Origin of the sequence: uncultured Flavobacterium sp. (assembly GCF_951805225.1) — a bacterium.
GTDB lineage: Bacteria > Bacteroidota > Bacteroidia > Flavobacteriales > Flavobacteriaceae > Flavobacterium.
Genome location: NZ_OX638201.1, coordinates 4,182,169 through 4,202,770, shown reverse-complemented (window position 1 = coordinate 4,202,770; position 20,602 = coordinate 4,182,169). Strand labels below are relative to the sequence as shown.

General features: G+C 32.2%; 24 protein-coding genes. 17 read left to right on the top strand and 7 right to left on the bottom strand.

What is annotated here, in order from left to right:
* Positions 1-50: 50 nt before the first annotated feature.
* Positions 51-854, bottom strand: coding sequence for a TIGR00266 family protein (locus tag WN975_RS17625; RefSeq protein WP_337967635.1), 804 nt, complete (start codon positions 852-854; stop codon positions 51-53).
* A gap of 177 nt (positions 855-1,031) precedes the next feature.
* Between WN975_RS17625 and WN975_RS17620 the strand changes: the two genes are divergently transcribed.
* Complete coding sequence (locus WN975_RS17620) at positions 1,032-1,388, top strand: hypothetical protein (RefSeq protein WP_337967634.1); 357 nt, start codon at positions 1,032-1,034, stop codon at positions 1,386-1,388.
* 88 nt (positions 1,389-1,476) lie between these two features.
* The gene (locus WN975_RS17615) at positions 1,477-1,995 is read left to right on the top strand and encodes a ferritin (protein ID WP_099709807.1); all 519 of its coding nucleotides are present in this window, start codon (positions 1,477-1,479) and stop codon (positions 1,993-1,995) included.
* A gap of 58 nt (positions 1,996-2,053) precedes the next feature.
* Here WN975_RS17615 and WN975_RS17610 read toward each other — a convergent pair whose 3' ends face one another.
* Positions 2,054-2,953, bottom strand: a complete 900-nt coding sequence (locus WN975_RS17610; protein ID WP_337967633.1) for an alpha/beta fold hydrolase — start codon at positions 2,951-2,953, stop codon at positions 2,054-2,056.
* Between the two features lie 7 nt (positions 2,954-2,960).
* A complete protein-coding gene (locus tag WN975_RS17605) occupies positions 2,961-4,253 on the bottom strand; it encodes an aminopeptidase P family protein (protein ID WP_099709805.1) in 1,293 nt (430 codons plus the stop codon).
* A gap of 927 nt (positions 4,254-5,180) precedes the next feature.
* Between WN975_RS17605 and WN975_RS17600 the strand changes: the two genes are divergently transcribed.
* Positions 5,181-6,005, top strand: coding sequence for a hypothetical protein (locus WN975_RS17600; protein WP_337967632.1), 825 nt, complete (start codon positions 5,181-5,183; stop codon positions 6,003-6,005).
* Positions 6,006-6,126: 121 nt separating this feature from the next.
* Here WN975_RS17600 and WN975_RS17595 read toward each other — a convergent pair whose 3' ends face one another.
* Entirely contained in the window at positions 6,127-6,543 is a 417-nt protein-coding gene (locus WN975_RS17595) for a helix-turn-helix transcriptional regulator (protein ID WP_337967631.1), read from the bottom strand.
* Between the two features lie 215 nt (positions 6,544-6,758).
* On the opposite strand from WN975_RS17595, the gene WN975_RS17590 reads away from it, so the two are divergent.
* The 6 genes from WN975_RS17590 to WN975_RS17565 all read left to right on the top strand — a co-directional run bounded on the left by WN975_RS17590 (position 6,759) and on the right by WN975_RS17565 (position 10,788).
* The gene (locus WN975_RS17590; RefSeq protein ID WP_337967630.1) at positions 6,759-7,217 is read left to right on the top strand and encodes a GNAT family N-acetyltransferase; all 459 of its coding nucleotides are present in this window, start codon (positions 6,759-6,761) and stop codon (positions 7,215-7,217) included.
* Positions 7,218-7,261: 44 nt separating this feature from the next.
* Entirely contained in the window at positions 7,262-7,843 is a 582-nt protein-coding gene (locus tag WN975_RS17585) for a hypothetical protein (RefSeq protein WP_337967629.1), read from the top strand.
* A 7-nt stretch (positions 7,844-7,850) separates the two neighbouring features.
* Positions 7,851-8,432, top strand: a complete 582-nt coding sequence (locus WN975_RS17580) for a hypothetical protein (RefSeq protein WP_337967628.1) — start codon at positions 7,851-7,853, stop codon at positions 8,430-8,432.
* A 144-nt stretch (positions 8,433-8,576) separates the two neighbouring features.
* Entirely contained in the window at positions 8,577-9,935 is a 1,359-nt protein-coding gene (locus WN975_RS17575) for a polymer-forming cytoskeletal protein (RefSeq protein WP_337967627.1), read from the top strand.
* 13 nt (positions 9,936-9,948) lie between these two features.
* On the top strand, positions 9,949-10,326 hold the full coding sequence (locus tag WN975_RS17570; RefSeq protein WP_337967626.1) for a nuclear transport factor 2 family protein: 378 nt from the start codon (positions 9,949-9,951) through the stop codon (positions 10,324-10,326).
* A 24-nt stretch (positions 10,327-10,350) separates the two neighbouring features.
* Positions 10,351-10,788 carry a GNAT family N-acetyltransferase gene (locus WN975_RS17565; protein WP_337967625.1) on the top strand — a complete coding sequence of 146 codons (438 nt, stop codon included), beginning with the start codon at positions 10,351-10,353 and terminating at the stop codon, positions 10,786-10,788.
* 83 nt (positions 10,789-10,871) lie between these two features.
* On the opposite strand, the gene WN975_RS17560 is transcribed toward WN975_RS17565, so the two are convergent.
* Together WN975_RS17560 and WN975_RS17555 are read right to left on the bottom strand one after the other, a co-directional pair.
* Positions 10,872-11,069: a hypothetical protein gene (locus tag WN975_RS17560; protein WP_337967624.1), complete on the bottom strand. Its 198-nt coding sequence runs from the start codon at positions 11,067-11,069 to the stop codon at positions 10,872-10,874.
* An 86-nt stretch (positions 11,070-11,155) separates the two neighbouring features.
* Positions 11,156-11,425, bottom strand: coding sequence for a hypothetical protein (locus WN975_RS17555; RefSeq protein WP_337967623.1), 270 nt, complete (start codon positions 11,423-11,425; stop codon positions 11,156-11,158).
* Between the two features lie 217 nt (positions 11,426-11,642).
* On the opposite strand from WN975_RS17555, the gene WN975_RS17550 reads away from it, so the two are divergent.
* The 5 genes from WN975_RS17550 to WN975_RS17530 all read left to right on the top strand — a co-directional run bounded on the left by WN975_RS17550 (position 11,643) and on the right by WN975_RS17530 (position 15,270).
* On the top strand, positions 11,643-12,383 hold the full coding sequence (locus WN975_RS17550) for a LytTR family DNA-binding domain-containing protein (RefSeq protein WP_337967622.1): 741 nt from the start codon (positions 11,643-11,645) through the stop codon (positions 12,381-12,383).
* 101 nt (positions 12,384-12,484) lie between these two features.
* A complete protein-coding gene (locus WN975_RS17545) occupies positions 12,485-13,057 on the top strand; it encodes a hypothetical protein (protein WP_337967621.1) in 573 nt (190 codons plus the stop codon).
* A gap of 69 nt (positions 13,058-13,126) precedes the next feature.
* Positions 13,127-13,498: a hypothetical protein gene (locus tag WN975_RS17540; protein ID WP_337967620.1), complete on the top strand. Its 372-nt coding sequence runs from the start codon at positions 13,127-13,129 to the stop codon at positions 13,496-13,498.
* 71 nt (positions 13,499-13,569) lie between these two features.
* Positions 13,570-13,749, top strand: coding sequence for a hypothetical protein (locus WN975_RS17535; RefSeq protein ID WP_337967619.1), 180 nt, complete (start codon positions 13,570-13,572; stop codon positions 13,747-13,749).
* 216 nt (positions 13,750-13,965) lie between these two features.
* Positions 13,966-15,270 carry a hypothetical protein gene (locus WN975_RS17530; RefSeq protein ID WP_337967618.1) on the top strand — a complete coding sequence of 435 codons (1,305 nt, stop codon included), beginning with the start codon at positions 13,966-13,968 and terminating at the stop codon, positions 15,268-15,270.
* 85 nt (positions 15,271-15,355) lie between these two features.
* Here WN975_RS17530 and WN975_RS17525 read toward each other — a convergent pair whose 3' ends face one another.
* Positions 15,356-16,717 (bottom strand): hydroxymethylglutaryl-CoA synthase, encoded by a 1,362-nt coding sequence (locus tag WN975_RS17525; protein WP_337967617.1) that lies wholly within the window; start codon positions 16,715-16,717, stop codon positions 15,356-15,358.
* Between the two features lie 321 nt (positions 16,718-17,038).
* Here WN975_RS17525 and WN975_RS17520 point away from each other — a divergent pair, with 321 nt between their 5' ends.
* From WN975_RS17520 to WN975_RS17510, 3 genes are all read left to right on the top strand, one after another.
* Positions 17,039-17,704: a succinate dehydrogenase cytochrome b subunit gene (locus tag WN975_RS17520; RefSeq protein WP_337967616.1), complete on the top strand. Its 666-nt coding sequence runs from the start codon at positions 17,039-17,041 to the stop codon at positions 17,702-17,704.
* A gap of 11 nt (positions 17,705-17,715) precedes the next feature.
* A complete protein-coding gene (locus WN975_RS17515; RefSeq protein ID WP_337967615.1) occupies positions 17,716-19,716 on the top strand; it encodes a fumarate reductase/succinate dehydrogenase flavoprotein subunit in 2,001 nt (666 codons plus the stop codon).
* A gap of 77 nt (positions 19,717-19,793) precedes the next feature.
* Entirely contained in the window at positions 19,794-20,540 is a 747-nt protein-coding gene (locus tag WN975_RS17510; protein WP_083692564.1) for a succinate dehydrogenase/fumarate reductase iron-sulfur subunit, read from the top strand.
* Positions 20,541-20,602 lie beyond the last annotated feature (62 nt).

Sequence of the window (20,602 nt, the reverse complement as noted above, 5' to 3'; positions counted from 1 at the left end):
CGGTTTATAAAGAAAAACGGCTTCCATTTCTGAAAGCCGTTCTATAAAAATTAAAATCGGTTATCGCCATCCAAAAGATTTCCTAATCCGCCAAGAAGACTGCCTTCGTCCCGGCTGTTTCCGCCAGATCTTGGTGCCGATGCAATAATGCGGTCAGCCAGTCTGGAGAATGGCAACGATTGTATGTAAACCGTTCCCGGACCTTTTAAAGAGGCATAAAATAATCCTTCGCCGCCAAAAATAGAATTCTTGATTCCGCCAATAAATTCAATATCATAATCTACATCTTTGGTAAAACCAATAATACATCCCGTATCTACTTTAAGGACTTCGCCATGACCTAATACTTTTTTTGCCATTGTTCCGCCAGAATGTACAAATGCCATTCCGTCTCCTTCGAGTTTCTGCATGATAAAACCTTCTCCGCCAAATAAACCGCGTCCTAATTTCTGCGAAAATTCTACTCCGACAGAAACGCCTTTGGCAGCACATAAGAAGGAGCTTTTTTGGCAGATAAATTTACCTTGAAATTCTCTTAAATCAATCGGAAGGATTTTTCCAGGATATGGCGATGCAAATGAAACTTTACTTTTGCTGTTGCCTTGGTTTAAAAATGCTGTCATAAACAAGCTTTCGCCGGTAAGAACTCTTTTACCTGCATTTAAAAGTTTGCCAAACAAACCTGATTCCTGTTGCTGAGAACCGTCTCCAAATATGGTTTCCATTTGGATATTGTTTTCCATCATCATAAAACTGCCAGCTTCGGCAATTACAATTTCCTGTGGGTCCAGTTCTATTTCAACATACTGCATTTCTTCTCCAAAAATCTGATAATCTATTTCGTGTGCCTGCATAATTTCTAAGTTTTTTGTTTTAAAATTAGACTAATAATGCTGAAGAATGTTACAGCTTTTAGTGTACTTGAACTGTTTTTAAGAACATTAAAAGATTTTGTTATTTTAAATTAGTCTTAATTATGTTTTTTATTGCTTTAAATTCTATATTTTTGCATCGTTATATATTTTATCAGAATGGCATTAATTAGTGATTTGACCACCAAAGTATTATTTGAAACCGAAAAAGGATACAGTTATCAATGTGATTTGACCAATAGTATAATTATCAATTTTGTTGATACGGTGTCAAGTTATAAAATTCATGATTTTTTGATTTTTCAAAGAAAGGTTAATAGCGTTGACATTCTTAACATGCTTTATGACTTATCTGATCAGTCAGATGCACAGTTGATTGAAACTACCAAAAGAAATTTTTCCAGAAACCTTACTATCTGCGAAATAGTGCAGTTAAGAGATCTATTAAACGGAACAAAATTCACCCTTACTTTACATTCTTTACTTTGTAATACTGTCAATATAGAGCTTATTTAGATTCTTACTTAGATTAAATCCAAATTTTCAGACGTTTAGGGCTTCTTTCTTTAATTTTTGTAATTTTACATAGATAAAAACAAAGATTATGAAAGATTTACTAAGAACAAGTACTTCATTAGTTGAAGGAATCGAAAATATATTGAACTTACAGGCAAAATTAGAAAGCGACGCTTCTAATAAATATTTAGCTATGGCTGCATGGTTAGATAGAAATGGGTATGCAAATACAGCATCTTATATGTACAAGCAAGCCGAAGAAGAAAGAGAGCATTTTCTAAAAGTTTTCAAATATATTACAGATATGGGAGGGATTGCAGTTACGCCATCTGTTCCGGAAGTGCAGCAAGAATTTGCTTCTTTTAGAGAAGTATTTGAAATTGCTTTGCAAAACGAAATTGCAGTTACTCAGGCAATCAATAAAGTAATCGCAAAATGTAGAGCTGAGAATGATTATGCTACAGAAGATTTTATGATGTGGTATGTGGCTGAGCAAAGAGAAGAGGAGAAAAATGCAAGAAGAGCTTTAGAGCTTTTTGAATTGATCAACGGAAACGAAGCTGACGGCAAATTCCAATTGGATGTTCAGATTTCAAAAATCGGATAAATATCGATTTATATAAAAAAACAAAGCCCTTAATATTATTTAAGGGCTTTGTTTTTTATTATGATTTTAAAAAGGAATTAACATCCGTAAAATATTTTTCTTTTGCATCAAGCCATCCATAATGCCTGCAGTTTTCAAGCAAGATCAGTTTTGAATTTGGAAAAGTTTTATTAGCCAATTCTCCAATTTGATTGCTGATTACATCTTGTTTTCCCTGAATAATCAGAACAGGATTTTTGAATGTTTTCAGTTTTGCTTTACAATCAAATTTGATCTTTTGCATATCGTCCCAAAGCAATCCGTTTATTTTAGAATTTCCCTGAGTTAATCTTTCGGCAATAATAGGAACATATTTTTGGTCGTAAACATAGGCTGGCGCCAAAGCTCTTCCGCGACCTAAACGTGCTTCATGCGAAGTATCGCCTTTTGCAATTTTAGCATTCCAATAATCCAAAGAATCTTTTTCGACTTTAGTTAAATTTCTTTCGATAAGATTTTCTGTTTTCAACAAAGTCAAATCAACTCCGCCAGACGATGACAAAATCAATTTATTAATGCTGTTTGGATATATTGTAGCGTAATACGAAGCCAACATTCCGCCAAAAGAATGACCCAGAATATTCCATTTTTTAATTTTCAGATGTTTTCTTAAAGACTCAATATCATCCGCCATTATTTTCATCGAAATAGTTTTGGAATCCAATTCAGCCAACTTTGAATTTCCGGTTCCGCGTTGATCATAAATAATAGTTTCCTGCGTTTCGGCCAATGTTTTAGCCATGCTTTCAAAACCATTACTATTCATTCCCGGACCACCGTTAATAATCAAAAGCGGTTCGCCTTTTCCGAATACTTTATAATACGTTTTACTCGAATCATTGTTTGTCGAATAACCTTCGGTTTGAGCAAAAGTGTTTCCTAAAACCATTAGGAAAACCAATAGAAAAATCTTTTTCATTATGAAATTATGAGTTCATTAAGCTTTCGATTTCATCAACTTCAATCGGAATATTGCGCATCAAGTTAAAAGGTTCTCCTTTTTCCTGAACCACAACATTATCTTCTAAACGGATTCCGAATTTCTCCTCCGGAATATAAATTCCAGGTTCAACCGTAAAAACCATATTCGCTTTCATAGGTTCGTGAAGTAAACCATAATCGTGCGTGTCAAGTCCCATGTGGTGAGAAGTTCCGTGCATGAAATATTTTTTGTAAGCTGGCCATTCCGGATTTTCGTTCTGAACATCGGCTTTATCGATTAATCCTAAACCAAGTAATTCCGAAGTCATGATTTTACCAACTTCAATATGATATTGTTTCCAAAGAGTTCCCGGAGCCAACATTTTTGTAGCTTCATTTTTAACTCTCAAAACAGCATTATAAACTGCTTTTTGACGCTCAGAAAATCTTCCCGAAACCGGAATTGTTCTCGTCATATCGCTTGAATAATTAGCATATTCTGCCGCAACGTCTAACAAAATTAAATCTCCGGCTTTACATTGCTGATTGTTTTCGATGTAATGCAAAACATTCGCATTATTTCCCGAAGCAATAATTGGTGTATAAGCAAAACCTTTAGAACGGTTACGGATGAATTCGTGAATCAATTCGGCTTCGATTTCATATTCAGTAACATTTGGTTTCACGAACGATAATAATCTGCGGAAACCTTTCTCCGTAATATCACAAGCTTGCTGAATCAAATCGATTTCTTCGCTTTCTTTTACAGAACGAATGCGTTGCAAAATCGGATTACTTTTTGCCACATTATGCGCTGGATAACGCTCTTTCCACCATTTTACAAAACGAGCTTCGCGAGTTTCAGTTTCAACAGTTGCACGATAATGTTCGTTTGTATTAATATACATCGTATCTGCATACGTCATCATTTCGTTCAAAACTTTATGAAAATCCTGCAACCAATAAACCGTTCTAATTCCCGAAACCTGAAAAGCACGTTCTTTACTTAGTTTTTCACCTTCCCAAACCGCGATATGATCGTTAGTTTCTTTCAGGAAAAGAATTTCTTTTTGGTTTTCATAAGGCGCATCCGGAAACAAAAGCAAAATACTTTCTTCCTGATCAACACCGCTCAGATAAAAAATATCTCTGTGTTGTGCAAACGGCAAAGTACTATCTGCGCTAACTGGGTAAATGTCATTTGAATTGAAAACGGCAACCGAATTAGGTTTCATTTCTGCCGTGAATTTTCTGCGATTTTTTACAAAAAGAGCGCTGTTTATTTGATGATATTTCATAATAATGTGAGTTTTGAACTTCGAATTTCAAAATTAGTGATTTTTGAATAAGTGGCGTACAGTTGCTTTATTAAAGTTTTCTTATTTGTTGGAGATTTTTTCTCTCGCAGATTTGGCAGATTAAGCAGATTTATTCTTTTTATTTCATTATTTTTTCATCGTAATCTTGTCATTTCGAAGAATGAGAAATCTCCACAAGCAACTCGACAAAGATTTGAAAAAAAGACGAAGAATCTCCGTAAGTATTTCCGTAAAGTAAACCCGACAGGTTTTTAAAACCTGTCGGGTTTGTCGAATGCATTTTTTGCTCAATCTTGTCACTCAAAAGGACGAAGAATCTCCATTAATAGTTCCGCAAAGTAAACCTGACAGGTTTTTAAAACCTGTCAGGTTTGCTGCTGATCCATTTTTTGCACAATCTTGTCATTTCGAAGAATGAGAAATCTCCACAAGCAACTCGACAAAGATTTGAAAAAAAGACGAAGAATCTCCGTAAGCATTTCCGCAAAGTAAACCCGACAGGTTTTTAAAACCTGTCGGGTTTGTCGAATGCATTTTTGCACAATATTGTCACTCAAAAAGACGAAGAATCTCCGTTCGTAGTTTCGCAAAGTAAACCTGACAGGTTTTTAAAACCTGTCAGGTTTGTCGCTGATTCGTTTTTTGCACAATATTGTCACTCAAAAAGACGAAGAATCTCCATTAATAGTTCCGCAAAGTAAACCTGACAGGTTTTAAAAACCTGTCAGGTTTGTCGTAGATCCATTTTTTGCACAAGATTGCGAAAATCTCAGTAACTTAGAATCTCAGGACCTTAGAAACTCAATCCCTCATGCGAACTCGGTTTCGTAAGAACTTTTTTGATACTTTAGCTAAGATAATAATTGTCTTAAAGTGAAGTTATTATTTATTAAATCAGAAAAACTTATGAAATCCTTTAAAGTAATTTTAATCATTTTTTGTTCACTCTTAATATCTTGTAATAAAAAGCAAGAAGAAAAAAAGGGCGAAAAGAATAACGATACAATTGTTATCTACAACGTTAACGAATTATCTAAGTATGAAGGAAAAAATGTAAAAGTAATTGATACATTTTGTATGAATGAGGAAAAGAGAGCTTTGTCTGATATTAAAAAAGGGAAATTAGTATATTATTGTTTTATAGGAATGACCGAAATGTTTAAAAGCAATGAAGAAATGAAACAAATTCTTTTCAAATATAATATCCAAATTGATTCGGTTTTTACATATTGTATTCCAATGCCTAAGGGATTTAAAAGGAACTGTTACGTAATGATAATGAATAAGGAAATTGATAAAAAATATGGAAATAAATTTATAGATTCTTTAAGGGTTGTTGCAGAAAAGCAATACGTGAAAAATCATCCAGACAAGATATTCCAATATGCTGAATGTGATACAGTTTCTAGTTATCCTGATACAAAAGAATATAGGGATTATTATAAGAAATCGGAAGAAGATTTCTCAAGAAATTTTGTTTATCCAAAAGGATATCAATATAAAAAGGAAAAGAATTTTTCAAGTACAGATGTGAGTTTTGTTTTGACTAAAGACGGAAAAATATCAAAAATAGAAACAGATTGTTCTTTTGCAAATTCAGAGAATGAGAAGTTTGCAGGATATTTTAAAACTAAGGCAGAAGATTTTATAAAAAAAGTAAAATGGATTCCTGCAAAATATCAAGGTATAAATGTTAATACTGAAATGCATTTTTGTTATTTTCATAAGTAGAAGGGATAAACTCAAACAACGCAAATTTCCAATTCATAACTTACAACAATAATCAAAACCCATAAAAAAAACCGAAGCCATAAAACTTCGGTTTTTTCTATAAATATATCTTTCTAAGAAATTATTTCTGACTCAACAATTTCTCTAAAAGAGCCACTTTTTCTTTTTCAGCTTCAACCAATCTTTCATAAAGTTTTTCATTTTTGTCAAGAACTTCCAAAAGCTTGTCAAATGGATTAAATGTACATCCATAACTAATCAGAGAAGAACCATTATTGTTTTCAATGTCGAAAGTATTTCCAATAATATTAAAAACAGCATCTTCAGAAAAGTTTTTTATTATTTCAGGCGTAACGCCCAAAGCTTCGGCAATTGCTTTAAGTTTTTCTTCGTCAACGCTTTCACTTCCTTCAATACTCGAGATGGTTTGTTGACTTACGCCAATCGAAATCGCAAGTGCTTCCTGTTTCATATCTCTAAGCTCTCTGATTCGGCTTATATTTCGCCCAATATGTTTTGGTTTTATTTCTGTGCTCATAGTTCAAAGATATTTAAAATTCTGTTACCATTTTGGTTTTGGTAGAAAACAAGTCTTGGTTTGTGAGATACATTTTGTAAATTGTTTCCGATATTATAAAACATGATTTTTCTAACTGTCACGTTAAACCCGACAGGTTTTTAAAACCTGTCGGGTTTAGAAGCTTAAAGATAAATTAGAGTTTGAGATAACTAAAAAAAGATTGTAATTAAGCAATGACCATACAAAAAGCAAACCCAAACGACCACGAAATCTTAACCGAAATAACCAAAAAGTCAAAAGCATATTGGGGATATTCGAACGAGCAAATCCAAAATTGGTCGCAATTTCTGACGGTTTCCAAAGGATATATCGAGAAGAATTCGGTTTTTAATTTAGTCGATAACGATAAAATTATTGGTTATTATTCATTCTTCCACGAAAGTGAAAATATTATAAAACTCGATAATCTTTTTGTTTTACCAGATTCTATTGGCAAAGGATTCGGGAAAGTTTTAATGGATGATTTTCTTATTCGAATAAAAAACGAAGACGTTCAAAAAGTGATTCTTAATTCGGAACCAAATGCAGAAGTCTTTTATTCTAAATTCGGATTTGTGAAAGTTGGACAAATAGAAACTTCGATTAAAGATCGATTTATGCCAATAATGGAGTTGTTATTAGAAAAAGTTTAAAACCGAGAATAGAGATTTTAGAATAAATTTTAAAGTTATAAAAGATGAAACTAAATACAGAAGTTAAGTATTTAACAATTAAACAAAGTGCCATTTTTTTGTTGGTTTCGCTTTCACTTTTTTGGAGTTGGATGTTTATTACATCCAAAATTGACAGAGGAAATGATCGCGGATTGATGACTAGTTTTGGTACAATAGTAATTTTGACTTTTATATTGGTACAATTCTTTGCAAAAGCGAAATCGGGAGAATATTTGGCAACATTCTTTTTTCTCAGTTTCGGAATTTTAATAGTTTTCATACTTTCCATGACAATTGGACTTATTATTTCGGCAATTACCAAATTGGATTGGATAGGTTTTATAGTTCCGCTAACGGCAACTGGGTTTTTATTGTTTTTTATTCTTAGGCGATTGTTTTCTTTTCCGGATAATTTTGTGGCATTTTGGGTGTTATTTTCATTGCCAATTCTGACGGCGATAATCTTAAAAATATTGCCTTTTTATGATAGTATTGTTAGTTATGAGTTAGGTCTTGGATTTCCAATTGCGATTTATCTAAGTTTTGTTTTTATCGCAATTGCAATACTTTGCAGAGAAAGTCAAAGAGTAATTATCGAAGAATAAAATCAAAATGAACGAGCTAATAATCGAAAGTAAAGGAATAAAAACTGACCGATATTTTATACCGCCATTTGAATTAAGAAAAGGCGAATTAGTATTAATTCATTTAGATAACCACATTGATTCTATAGATATCGAAGAAAAAATGATTGCTATTTTTACAGGAAAAGTAAAACATGAAAATGTTATTGTCTATAAATCTCTTACTTATGTAAAGCATTTTCGAGAATCAAAATTCAGAAGCAGATATTTTCCAACAACTGTCGGTGAATATTTATTTAGAAACGTAAATCCCAACAATAAGTTTGCAAAAAAGATTTATGAAACGGATTGGATTAATAAAAATACAAAAATCAATACATTGGCAGGAAATCCAAGAAGATTGCTCACCTTGTATTCTGTATTATCAAAAACAAATAATATAATTTTTGATCTGGCTGCACAAGATTTTCAAGGAATAGAACATGCGGCAGAAATCGTTAAAGAAGAAATTAAAAACGACGGATCGGCTTTATTAATTGAGTGGGAAAATCATCTAAAAAAAGATTGCACAAAGTATATAAGAGCCGAAAGGATACCGTTTTTGAAATAACAATCTTCTTTTGATATAAAAAAAATAATAGCAATAAAATGTATGTAGTTGATTTTTAGTATTTAATTATTTTTTTTGCAGAAAGAGGTCAATTAATACAAAACAATAAAAAAATGAAGTAATTCACTTCAATAAAAAATTAAAATGCATAATTCAGTTTTTAAATTAGTTACAATAAAAGAAGTCAAATCGCAATATCCGTTTCTATTGGATCGTGAAGGATTTGATTATTTTGAAGAATGGAATGACGACGATTTCTTTTTTGTCGCAAACGAAGATGTCTATTTTGATGGTAATTTTTTACTGGATGTTTATGAGGATAAAGTGAAAAAATGGTTTATCAATATCTTTAATTTACCCTTTAAAATTATTGAAGATTTAAGAATCGAAGGAATTTTGGTAAATGGAAATATCTTCACAAACGGAACCATCATAAATGCTGAAGGAGATTACGGACCTTATGTTTTTATTAGCGGAAATGTAACTTGCAAAAGTTTATTATTAGGAGGTTCTTACGTCGAAATAAATGGAAATGTAAAAGCCAAAGAAGTGGTGATGACTTCGTACAATCACGGAAAATTTAAATGTTCCGGCGTTATCGATTCTCCGGTTTTTATAGTCGAAGATCATTATACCACTTTTGCTGAGCGAAAAAACGATTTGTTTTATTATAATGACAGAGCGAATGATTTTGACTCAAAAAATGATTGCGAATATGATGATGATTCTGATGAAGATATTATTTCGGTAGAATTGCGCAAACATCTGAATAATCCATTAATTGAAACTTTCGAAGAATTAAAACGTGAATTAGAAAAAGGCGAATTGGTTTTAAAACAAAGTAATCCTGCTGCCAAAACTTTTGCATATTGGGAATATAGAGTTGAATCAAATTATAGAGATTTGAAGTTAGTTCCGCCTGAATTTAAAAACAAAGAATTGTGCGATTTGGCTTTGAATAGTACATTTCATGCTTTGCCTTTTGTCAATCAGGAATTTATTACACAGGAACTTTGCGAAAGATTAGTCGATAAAGACGGATTTGCGATTCAGAAAATTCCGGATGACTTTATAACAAAAGAACTTTGCTTAAAAGCGGCGAAAAGCGGAACCTTAATTTCGCTTATTCCAAAGGAGTTTTATTCGGAAGAATTGATTTTAACAACATTTAAAAACGGAAAACACGAACCGAATATAATTGATGTTCCTTCTGACTTTATTACGGAAAATTTGCTCGAAGAATATGTAAAAATAGGCAAAGGATTATGGCTGGATAAAGTTTGTAAAGAAAACGGAATTGATAAACTTACTATTTTAAAACGTGTAATCGATTCTGGATTAGAAAATTTAGATTCAGTTTTTGGAAATCATTTTAGTAAAGAAGTTGCTGATTATGCTGCTTCTGTTTATAATAATGAAGAAAATATAGAGCAATGGAATAGTTATGTTCGAAAATATAAAGTTAAATTCGAACGTCTTGATTTGAATAATTATTTGGTATAAAACACATTATATTATGATTGAAAGAGAAAGAGTAATTAAGAATTACGTTGAAGGTTACAATACATTTGATATTAATAAAATGACAGCTGATTTTAGTGATATTATTGTTTTTGAAAACATTCAGAATGGTGAAGTAAATATGACTTTGACCGGAATAGATGAATTTATAGAACAGGCAGAAAAAGCAAAAACGTATTTTTCGATCAGATCTCAAACTATTACTGCATTCCATCATTTTGATTCCAAAACCGAGGTAGAAATTAATTATTATGCGGTTTTGGCAACGGATTTTCCTAACGGAATGAAAAAGGGTGATGAATTAAACTTGAAAGGAAAATCTGTCTTTGAGATTTCAGAAGGTAAAATTTTGAAATTGACTGATATTAGCTAATTATAAAATAGGCATAAATTCTAAATGGAATCAAAAATTGAAATAAGAAAAGTAGAAAAACAAGACTTAGATTTTGTGTACAAAGCAATCTGCGAACTCGAAAATGAAGTTTTGGATTTTGAAGTTTTCAAGCAAATATTCGATGAAAACATTTCGAATCCAAAGAATGTTTATCTAATTGCCGAAAATGAAAACGAAGGTTTAGGTTTTATTAGTTTTCACACTCAAAATCTTTTACATCATTGCGGATTAGTTGGCGAAATTCAGGAGTTTTTTATCCATCAAAAATATCGTGGTCAAGGCGTTGGTAAACAATTGATCAAAAAAATCATGAATTATGCTGATCAAAATAACCTGAAAAGCATAGAAGTTACCACAAATAAAAGACGAGTAGAAAACGTATTGATTTACGAAAATCTTGGTTTTGGTTTAACGCATAATAAGTTTACGATTTATAAATAAGCTTTCCAACGATGTAAAGATCGAACATAAAAAAAACTGCTATTGATAAGATAGCAGTTTTAATAACTTGATTTATGTTGTTATTATGGCAGATATTCCATACAGATACTACCTGTTGCTGTTTTGTATAAATACCAACCACAAATGTTTCTTCCGTAATACGAAACTTCGTCACCGCCACATATCGGATATGGTACGCAGTTTACAGCTCCGGCGTTAATTGATTTCAATTCTTCTTTTGATAATTTTTGCATTTTTGATACATTTTGTAAATTTTTCATAGGTAATTTGTTTTTTGGATTTTCCTACTCTATAAGTTTTTCGGATGCCACTTTGATATAAAAGCTATTTTTTTTTAAGCTGTTGATTATACAGCTCCGTATTCCATACAAATGCTATTTGATGCTGTTCTGTATAAATACCAACCACATGAGTTTATGGTTTCAAAAGTAGCTTCCTGACCATTACATAGCGGCCATGGTATGCATGGAGTACCATTACCGGCATTAATTGATTTCAATTCTTCTTTGGATAATTTTTGTGAATTTGATAATTCTTGTAATTTTTTCATAGGTAATTTGTTTTTTGGATTTCCTACTCTATAAGTTTTTCGGATACGACTTTGATAAAAATACAAATTAATTTTAAATAAAAACTTACAAAAATACTTGTGCTTCTAATTTGTTTTTATAATATTATGTAATATTCTTCGGTTTTTAAGATAAGTACGTTGTAATTTCTTTCTTTTTTATGCTTTTGCTGATCTTAAAAATAAGTGAAAAACTGGCGAATCTTACTTCTTACAAATTGGATTAAAGTGTAATATTGTATCTTAATAATCGCTTTAAGGAAAAATGAAACAACTAAACATATCCATAAAACACAATCTGATAGTAGGTTTACTTATCGCATTATGGATTTTTGTTTTTGCATTTATCATAAGACCTTTTGACGACGGAACTATAGATTTTAAATCCTGGCTTTTAATAAGTTTAGGTTTTAGTGTTTTAGCATTTTTGTGTTATTCCATTTTGGCTTTTGTTCAAAAACGGGTTTTCATAAAAACCTCAAAATGGAATCTAAAGTTGGAAATAATAAGTCTTCTGTTTTTTTACTTGATTTATTTAATTGGAATTTACTTCTATTATAAAAGCCCAATTCTCAAAGGCGGATATAATTTTACAGAATTCTTTTTGATCATATTTAGCCGAGTTGCTTTGATTCTAACTCCGGTAATTATTCTTGCAAGAAGATATTTGATCAAATTAATTCCGATAAAGACTGATATTCTAACAATTAGAGGAGAGAATAAACTGGATATTTTAAAAATCAATAAAGCCGATTTGGTTTGTATTTCGAATGCTCAGAATTATGTTGAGATTTTTTATATCGAAAACGACAAACTTACCTCAAAACTGCTTCGGACTTCGCTCAGAAAAATTCAGGAAGATTTTGATTTTTTAATGCAAATTCATCGATCGCATTTAATAAATCCAATGCATTTTAAATCCTGGAGAAATCAAAATACGATTAGTTTAACCCAAATCGAACTTCCGGTTTCTAAAAACTACAAAGAAACTTTATTGGCGTTGTAATTTTCGTACCTAAAATAATATGTTTTGTACCTAAGCCAATAAAATTGGGCTTTGCGTAAGTTTTTGATTTTAGTTTTGTTTCATCAATTTTAAACTAAATTATGAAAACAAAACACCTTTGCCTTATCGGATTATTATTTTTTGTCATCAGTTATTTATTCTTTTCGCACGTTTTACCAAACGATCAAAATCCAATAGATTTTGGACATTGGTTCAACTTAATTGGCGCCTGTTTTTTATTATCGTTTAATGATGCATTTCCCAAAAACAGATTAAATTCTGTAGCTTCAGTTATTACAACTTTAGGAGTTATTGCGCATATTGGACTTTGTACAATCGATTTGATAATGTCGAGTTTTGGTAATAATGAATTTGCCAAAGAAGAATTAAGTAAGCATATCAGTAATACGCCAGCGATTTTGTATCCGTTTATTATAGTTGGTCCTTCTTTGCTTTTTATAGGTTTGGCACTTCACGCGTTGAACTTTTTCAAAACAAATATGATAAGTTCATTAATGGTTATTATTGGTTCATTGGCAATTGGTTTTTCTTTTTTTATATTAAAAAACGGAATTTATATGTTGCTGAGTTGCCTGTTTTTTGCTTTAGGATTAGGATTGCTTCTTTGTAAGAATGAAACAGGAGAAGTAATAGATAAACAAAAGGAGTTCTGAAATTGTAGGTTTTGTTTTAATTCGTATTTTCGCATGATTGAAATTTTTTAATAATCTAAACAAATAAAATTGAATAAATATCTAAAATATCTAATCTCGCTCTTTCTGGCTTTTGTCGTGATTGTGAGTGATGGTACTTTGGTTTCTCAGTCAAAATCAGCAGATTATTATCAATCTTCGTTTGTGATTTTAAGGCGAGAATTGGATTTTGTAAGTTCTCGATTATACAAGTTTACACAATCAACTTCCCTAACAAAAACGATATTTTCGATTGTTCTAAATTATCTTTCTAATAAAGATGTTTTTAGTTTTCAAATTCGGGTAATTCAAAATTTACAAATACTTCTTTTTCAGAAATTAAGTTCATTTATAAAACAATCTGTTTTTGTAAATGAAACAATTCATTCCGGTAATTTCAAAACAAGTTTATACATAGCTTAATTTTTCTAAGCTTTTATGCGCTTCAACGCATACGATGATAAAATAATGTCTAATCATTTATCATTTTCAAAATGTATAAACAAAATAATAAAAAACGTTTAGAGCAATCTAAGCGACCACTTCATTGGATAAAAAGAAAATTAATTTTAATAATAACCGCTTTCATGCTCGGAATGTCAAACGGAATGAATGTGCACGACGAAGCTCTTAAAGGAAATCAAAATTATACGGAACAGCATAAAAAGGATTGATTTCGTTATTGTTGTGCGTGATCTTTGTCAAAGTTTTAAACTTTGACAAAGATTTTTTGTTTGTGATAATTGGAGAAATTAAATAGTTCTGGATTTATCATTCTGAAGTTTGAAATAAGTGCTGTTTTTTTGCTAATAATTCGGTTTAAATATTAAAATGTTAATTTTATTTTTAATAGTTTTGAGCAAATTCCTATGCAACTCTTAATCCTGTTTATGAATAAAAAAACTAAGTTTTTTAAAAACGTTTTACTGCTTCAATTTATTGCCGTTGTTTTAATCGGTATTTTAATCTTATCAAATTTCAGAGAACAAAAAACACTTAGAATTAGACAGCTGCATCCGTATGAGTTTAATTATGGTTATGCGATTCCATTATTTGTTTTTGGTATAGGTTTAGTTCTTGCGCTTTTTAGTTTGTTTTCAAAACAAGAAGATGTCTTGGTTGATGAATCAGAAATTTTGAAAATAAAACGCAGACAGAATTTCTGGAAATTTGCCTTTTATTGTAATGTTTTTCTTGTGGTAGTCAGTGCTGTTTTTTTGATAATGATTTCTCTTGGAAATTCAATTATCATAGATGATCCAGTGTCATTTTATAGTTTGGTATTTTCAAGATCCGTGCTCGTTCTTATAATCAGTTTGGTGGTTGCATCTTTTTTATTGGCTGTTGGGATAAACTGGAAAACTAATAAAGCACTTGCTGTTGCGATATTAATTTTTAGCTTTTTTAGTATAGGTGCTTCAATCTTTGGCGACGTTTTTTTTGTGAGAAAATTTAATGATGCATCTGAAAGCTATAAAATGGCTAAAAACGAAAAAAAGATACCAGCAAAGGAAGAACAACAACTTGTTGATTATGATAGGTATAATAATAAGGATACTGAAGAAGGAAGTGGTGATGAACAAAACGAAGAGCTTCAGATAATGGATGAGTCAATTATTATTGATTCATGGAAGTCAATTAGGGAGGATTTTTTTGTAAAAAAGAATGGCAATTCAGATGACTTTGTAGGACTTCGATTTTATGTGTCGGTTATTTTTAGCGGATATTTAGACGAAAATTTAAATACTACTGATTACCATGTGGTTAATTTTATTTCGGATTTAAGAAATCATCCCGTGCAGTTTCATGATGGACTTGAAAGTTATAAATTGATTCTCTTTAGTACAATTTCAACAGAATTATATCGTAGTAATCATTTTGATCAAGTAGTAGATGCGTTGTTATTAGCTTATGATGATGTAGGTAAAGATGACTTAAATCTAGATAGAATTTATGAGATTATGCAAAACAATATAGATGCCGATGAGCAAAATATTGGAAAATTTTTTCCGCGAATTAAAAATTATGGCTCTCCTGATGCACTAAAAAAGATTAGTAAAAATAAAGTTTTTTTTAAGCACAATTCAGATATTGTGTGGGTTTATAGTTTTTGGGCAAGAAGAAAAAAGGAAGGTAATATAGATGTGGTTTATAAGGTTTTAAAAGATATACAAGAGCATTATAATGAAGATTAATTAACTGATAATAAAAAAAACCGAAGCAATTTGCTTCGGTTTTTTATTTATTGGAATTTAGAATTTTTTTGTTGGAATTTAACTTCTACTCAACCCATTTATAATATCTCGCTCCAATTAAATTAGGAATATCTTTTTCGATTCTATCTAAAATCCATTCGTTTTTAGGAGTTCTGATGCTTTGTTTTTGTTCTTTTTTGTGAAGGCTTTCGTAAGTTTCAAAACCAATTTCTGTACTTTCTTCTAAGTTTTCAAAAAGTTTGATTTTGGCTAAAGCCGATTGCCATTCCGGTTGAATTGTTCCTTCGAATACTTTTGATTTCGATCCGCTTCCGTAAGCTAAGAATCCAAATTTTGTTCCCGAAACTTCTTGCTTTGTATCGTAATAATGAGCCAAAGTTGATAATAATCCCATGAAAATAGATCCTGTATAAAGATTCCCAATTAGCGATGAAGCCAATTCTGCCGGTTGTAGTTTCTCGGTTACAAACTTTTTATATTCATCAGATTTCCCAACCTCTTTAATTTTGTTTTGGTAATCTGCAGGTTCGATATTTTCTGAAATGATTTTATCAGCGTGATCTAAAGCATAAATCTCAGATAACATTCTGCGTCCCTGAAAAGAATAGGGAAGGTGCATGATAATACTATTCCAGGTATTGTATAAAGTTTCGGTTGTGTTTTTTAATTTCTTGAACGAAAAATAAGCATTTCGCGTACGATCCATATAACATTGATTCGAATATTGTCCGTCAAAAACCGGTTGATCTTTATGAATTTCGATTTCAGCTTCTAAATTATCAAACCAAGGATCGTTGTTTTCGTTTTGAGTAATCGCTTCTTTAGAGATAGTTCTGTAGGGTTTGAAAAAATCGAAAACACCTTTTGTAGATGTTGCCCAATTTTCATCAAAAGTAATAATTCTTGGGTTCGAAGTCACAAGCATAGCAAGAGCTCCGGCGCCTTGGGTGTATTCTCCAGTTGAGTTTAGATCGTATTTTGCAAAATCAGTTGTAACGACAATTGCTTTTTTCGTTGGATTCAATTTTACAAAATCAATACAGTTTTGCAAAGCGTCAACGCCTCCAATACAAGCAAAAGTAAAATCAACAACATCACATTCAGCCAAAACATCTTCGCCAAATTTTTGCTCCATTAAACTAATTAAGAAAGAACTGATTGGTTTCGAACTGTCGATTCCGCTTTCGGTACCAACATAAATCCGGCTGATTTCGTTTAGGTTTATTTCGTTTTCAAGAATAAGTTTGGTTAATGCATTAGCTCCAAAAACAACCGCATCCTGATGAACGTCAGGCAAAGTCATTTTAATTAATCCAAGACCTTTCTCTAATTTTTCGGGTTCAATATTTCTGGCAACAGCCAAAGTTTTTATGGGTAAATGTATGTTGGCAACATCAAAAGATATAGCGTCGATTCCTGTTTTCATTCTGATTTTTTTTGAAGCCGATAAAGGTAAAATTATGCTGTTAAAATTCACTTGTTTTAGTTCAATAAAATTCAGGATGATTTTATTTTTGAGGAAAATAAGTCAAAACAAGGAGAAAAATAGCAATTTGGTAATTATATAAAAAACAGGATTTCGTTAAAATGGCATGCGAAAGATTTCTATTTTATTGTTTTTAAATAATTTGCAATAAAATTGAAGAAAGCTCTTTAAAATCATTATAAATAACAACGAAATGGTTGTAGTTCATGTCTAATTGCTTTATTTTTGTGTAATTTTTTAAAACAAACTACTTAAACACTTATGGCACAATCTGCACTATTGAATGCTTCCATCTTAAAGAAAGTGGCTATGGCTCTTTCGGGAATATTCTTAATCACGTTTTTAGCGCTGCATGTTTCCTTAAATTTCATTTCTATTATTAGTGAAGATGTTTTTAACGAAGCTTCTCACTTTATGGGATACAATCCGCTAATTCAGTATGTAATGCAACCAGTTTTGGCAATCGGAGTAATTTTCCATTTCGTTATGGGATTTGTTTTGACTGCACAAAATAGCGCTGCAAGACCAATTGCTTATGCAAAATACAATGGAGCGGCTAATGCTTCTTGGAGTTCAAGAAATATGATTATTTCTGGATTGGTTATTTTGGCTTTCTTAGGATTGCATTTCTATGATTTTTGGTTTCCTGAAGTTACCTATAAATATATAGTAGGTACTGCGCCAGATGCAACTAGGTATTATGGAGAGTTAGTGCATAAATTTCACGATCCAATCCGTACAGGATTATATTGTGTGGCTTTTGTGTTATTAGGTTTTCACCTTTGGCACGGATTCGGTTCTTCTTTACAATCTGTGGGAATGAACAATAAATATTCTCGTTTTTTAAACAAAATCGGTTATGCTTTTGCGGTTGTAGTACCAGCACTTTTCATCATAATCGCATTATTTCATCATTTCAATAATTAATATAAATTATAATGGCATTAGATTCAAAAATTCCACATGGCCCAATATCGGACAAATGGACAGATTATAAAGATCATATTAATTTAGTAAATCCGGCTAACAAACGTAATTTAGATATTATCATTGTTGGTACAGGTTTGGCTGGAGGTTCAGCTGCGGCTACTTTGGCTGAGCAGGGATATAACGTAAAAGCATTTTGTTTTCAGGATTCACCTCGTCGTGCGCACTCTATTGCAGCACAAGGTGGTATCAATGCAGCAAAAAATTATAAAGGTGACGGTGACTCAGTTTACAGATTATTTTATGATACTGTAAAAGGAGGAGATTACCGTGCACGTGAGGCAAACGTTCACCGTTTGGCTGAAGTTTCTGCTAATATTATTGACCAGTGTGTGGCTCAAGGAGTTCCATTGGCTCGTGAATATGGTGGATTATTAGATAACCGTTCTTTTGGAGGAACTTTGGTTTCTCGTACTTTTTACGCACAAGGACAAACTGGACAACAATTATTGTTAGGAGCTTATTCTGCAATGAACCGTCAGATTGGTCGTGGAAAAGTAAAAATGTACAACCGTCACGAAATGTTAGACATTGTTATCGTGAACGGAAAAGCGAGAGGTATTATTGCTCGTAACTTAATCACTGGAGAAATAGAAAGACATTCTGCTCACGCGGTAGTAGTTGGTTCTGGAGGATACGGAAACGTATTTTTCTTGTCAACAAATGCTATGGGAAGTAACGCAACAGCAGCTTGGAAAATACATAAAAAAGGAGCGTTTTTCGCAAATCCTTGCTACACACAAATTCACCCAACTTGTATTCCGGTTTCAGGAGATCACCAGTCAAAACTGACTTTGATGTCTGAATCGTTACGTAATGACGGTCGTATTTGGGTTCCTGCAAAAGAAGAAGATGCAAAAGCAATTCGTGAAGGAAAGAAAAAAGCAACAGATTTATCTGAAGCAGAAAGAGATTATTTCTTAGAAAGAAGATATCCTGCTTTTGGTAACCTAGTACCTCGTGACGTTGCGTCTCGTGCTGCAAAAGAAAGATGTGATGCTGGTTTTGGTGTTAACAAAACTGGAGAAGCTGTTTACTTGGATTTCGCAGCAGCGATCAAACGTTACGGAACTGAAGAAGCTTTCGTAAAAGGTTTAGATGCTAACGATGCAACTTTGGTAACTAAATTAGGAGCTGAAATCGTGAAAAGTAAATACGGAAACTTATTCCAAATGTATTACAAAATCGTTGACGAAGATCCTTATACAACACCAATGATGATTTACCCAGCGGTTCACTACACAATGGGTGGAACTTGGGTTGATTATAACTTAATGACTACAATTCCTGGATGTTTCTCAATTGGAGAATCTAACTTCTCTGATCACGGAGCAAACAGACTTGGAGCTTCTGCTTTGATGCAAGGTTTAGCTGATGGATATTTCGTATTACCTTATACTATTGGAGATTATTTAGCTCCGGATATTAAAATGGGAGAAATTTCTACAGATTTACCAGAATTCATTGCCGCAGAAAAAGAAGTAAAAGATCAAATCGATAGATTTATCAATAATAAAGGAACTCATTCTGTAGATTATTTCCATAAGAAATTAGGAAAAATCATGTGGGATAAAGTTGGTATGGCTCGTAATGCTACAGGTTTAGCTGAAGCGATCGAAGAAATTGCCGCTTTACGTGAAGAGTTTTATAAAGATGTAAAAGTTCCTGGAAGCGCTAACGAATTTAATCAGGAATTAGAGAAAGCGACACGTGTTGCCGATTTCTTAGAGTTAGGAGAATTGTTCGCGAAAGATGCATTACACCGTAATGAATCTTGTGGAGGTCACTTCCGTGAAGAATACCAAACAGAAGAAGGAGAAGCACTTCGTGATGATGAAAACTTTGCATATGTTGCAGCTTGGGAATACAAAGGAAAACCAAGTGATGCAGTATTACACAAAGAACCTCTGGTTTACGAAAACATTAAATTAGTACAAAGAAGCTACAAATAGCAATTAGTCAAAAGACTAAAGTCTTAAAGTCTAATGGCTTTCGACTTTCGACTTTATGACCTTCAAACTAAAACAGTATGAAACTTACATTAAAAATATGGCGTCAGAAAAACGCCCAAGATAAAGGGGGAATTGTTGATTACCCAATCGACGGAATCGAACCAGATATGTCTTTCCTTGAAATGCTTGATGTTCTTAACGAACAATTAATCAACAAAGGAGAAGAGCCAGTAGCATTTGACCACGATTGTCGTGAAGGAATCTGCGGAATGTGTTCATTATTCATCAACGGAGAAGCGCACGGACCAGACAGAGGAGTAACTACTTGTCAGTTGCACATGCGTATGTTTAAAGATGGTGATACGATTTTTATCGAGCCATTTAGAGCAAAAGCTTTCCCGGTAATTAAAGATTTAGTTGTTGACAGAAGTTCTTTTGACAGAATTCAACACGCAGGAGGATTTATCTCGGTAAATACTTCAGGAAATACTATCGATGCAAATACAATTCCGATTAACAAACACGATGCAGATAAATCATTTGATGCTGCAGCTTGTATTGGTTGTGGAGCTTGTGTTGCAACTTGTAAAAACGGATCAGCAATGTTGTTCGTTGGAGCAAAAGTATCTCAATATGCATTATTACCTCAAGGTAAAGTTGAAGCAGTTGATCGTGTTTTAAACATGGTACACCAAATGGATTTAGAAGGTTTTGGTAACTGTACAAATACAGGAGCTTGTGAAATCGAATGTCCAAAAGGAATTTCACTTGAAAATATCGCACGTATGAACCGTGAGTATTTATCTGCAAGTTTGAAAGGATAATCTAAATTACTTTTAGTTTTAAATAAAAAAAAGGATCAGTTGTAGCTGATCCTTTTTTTATG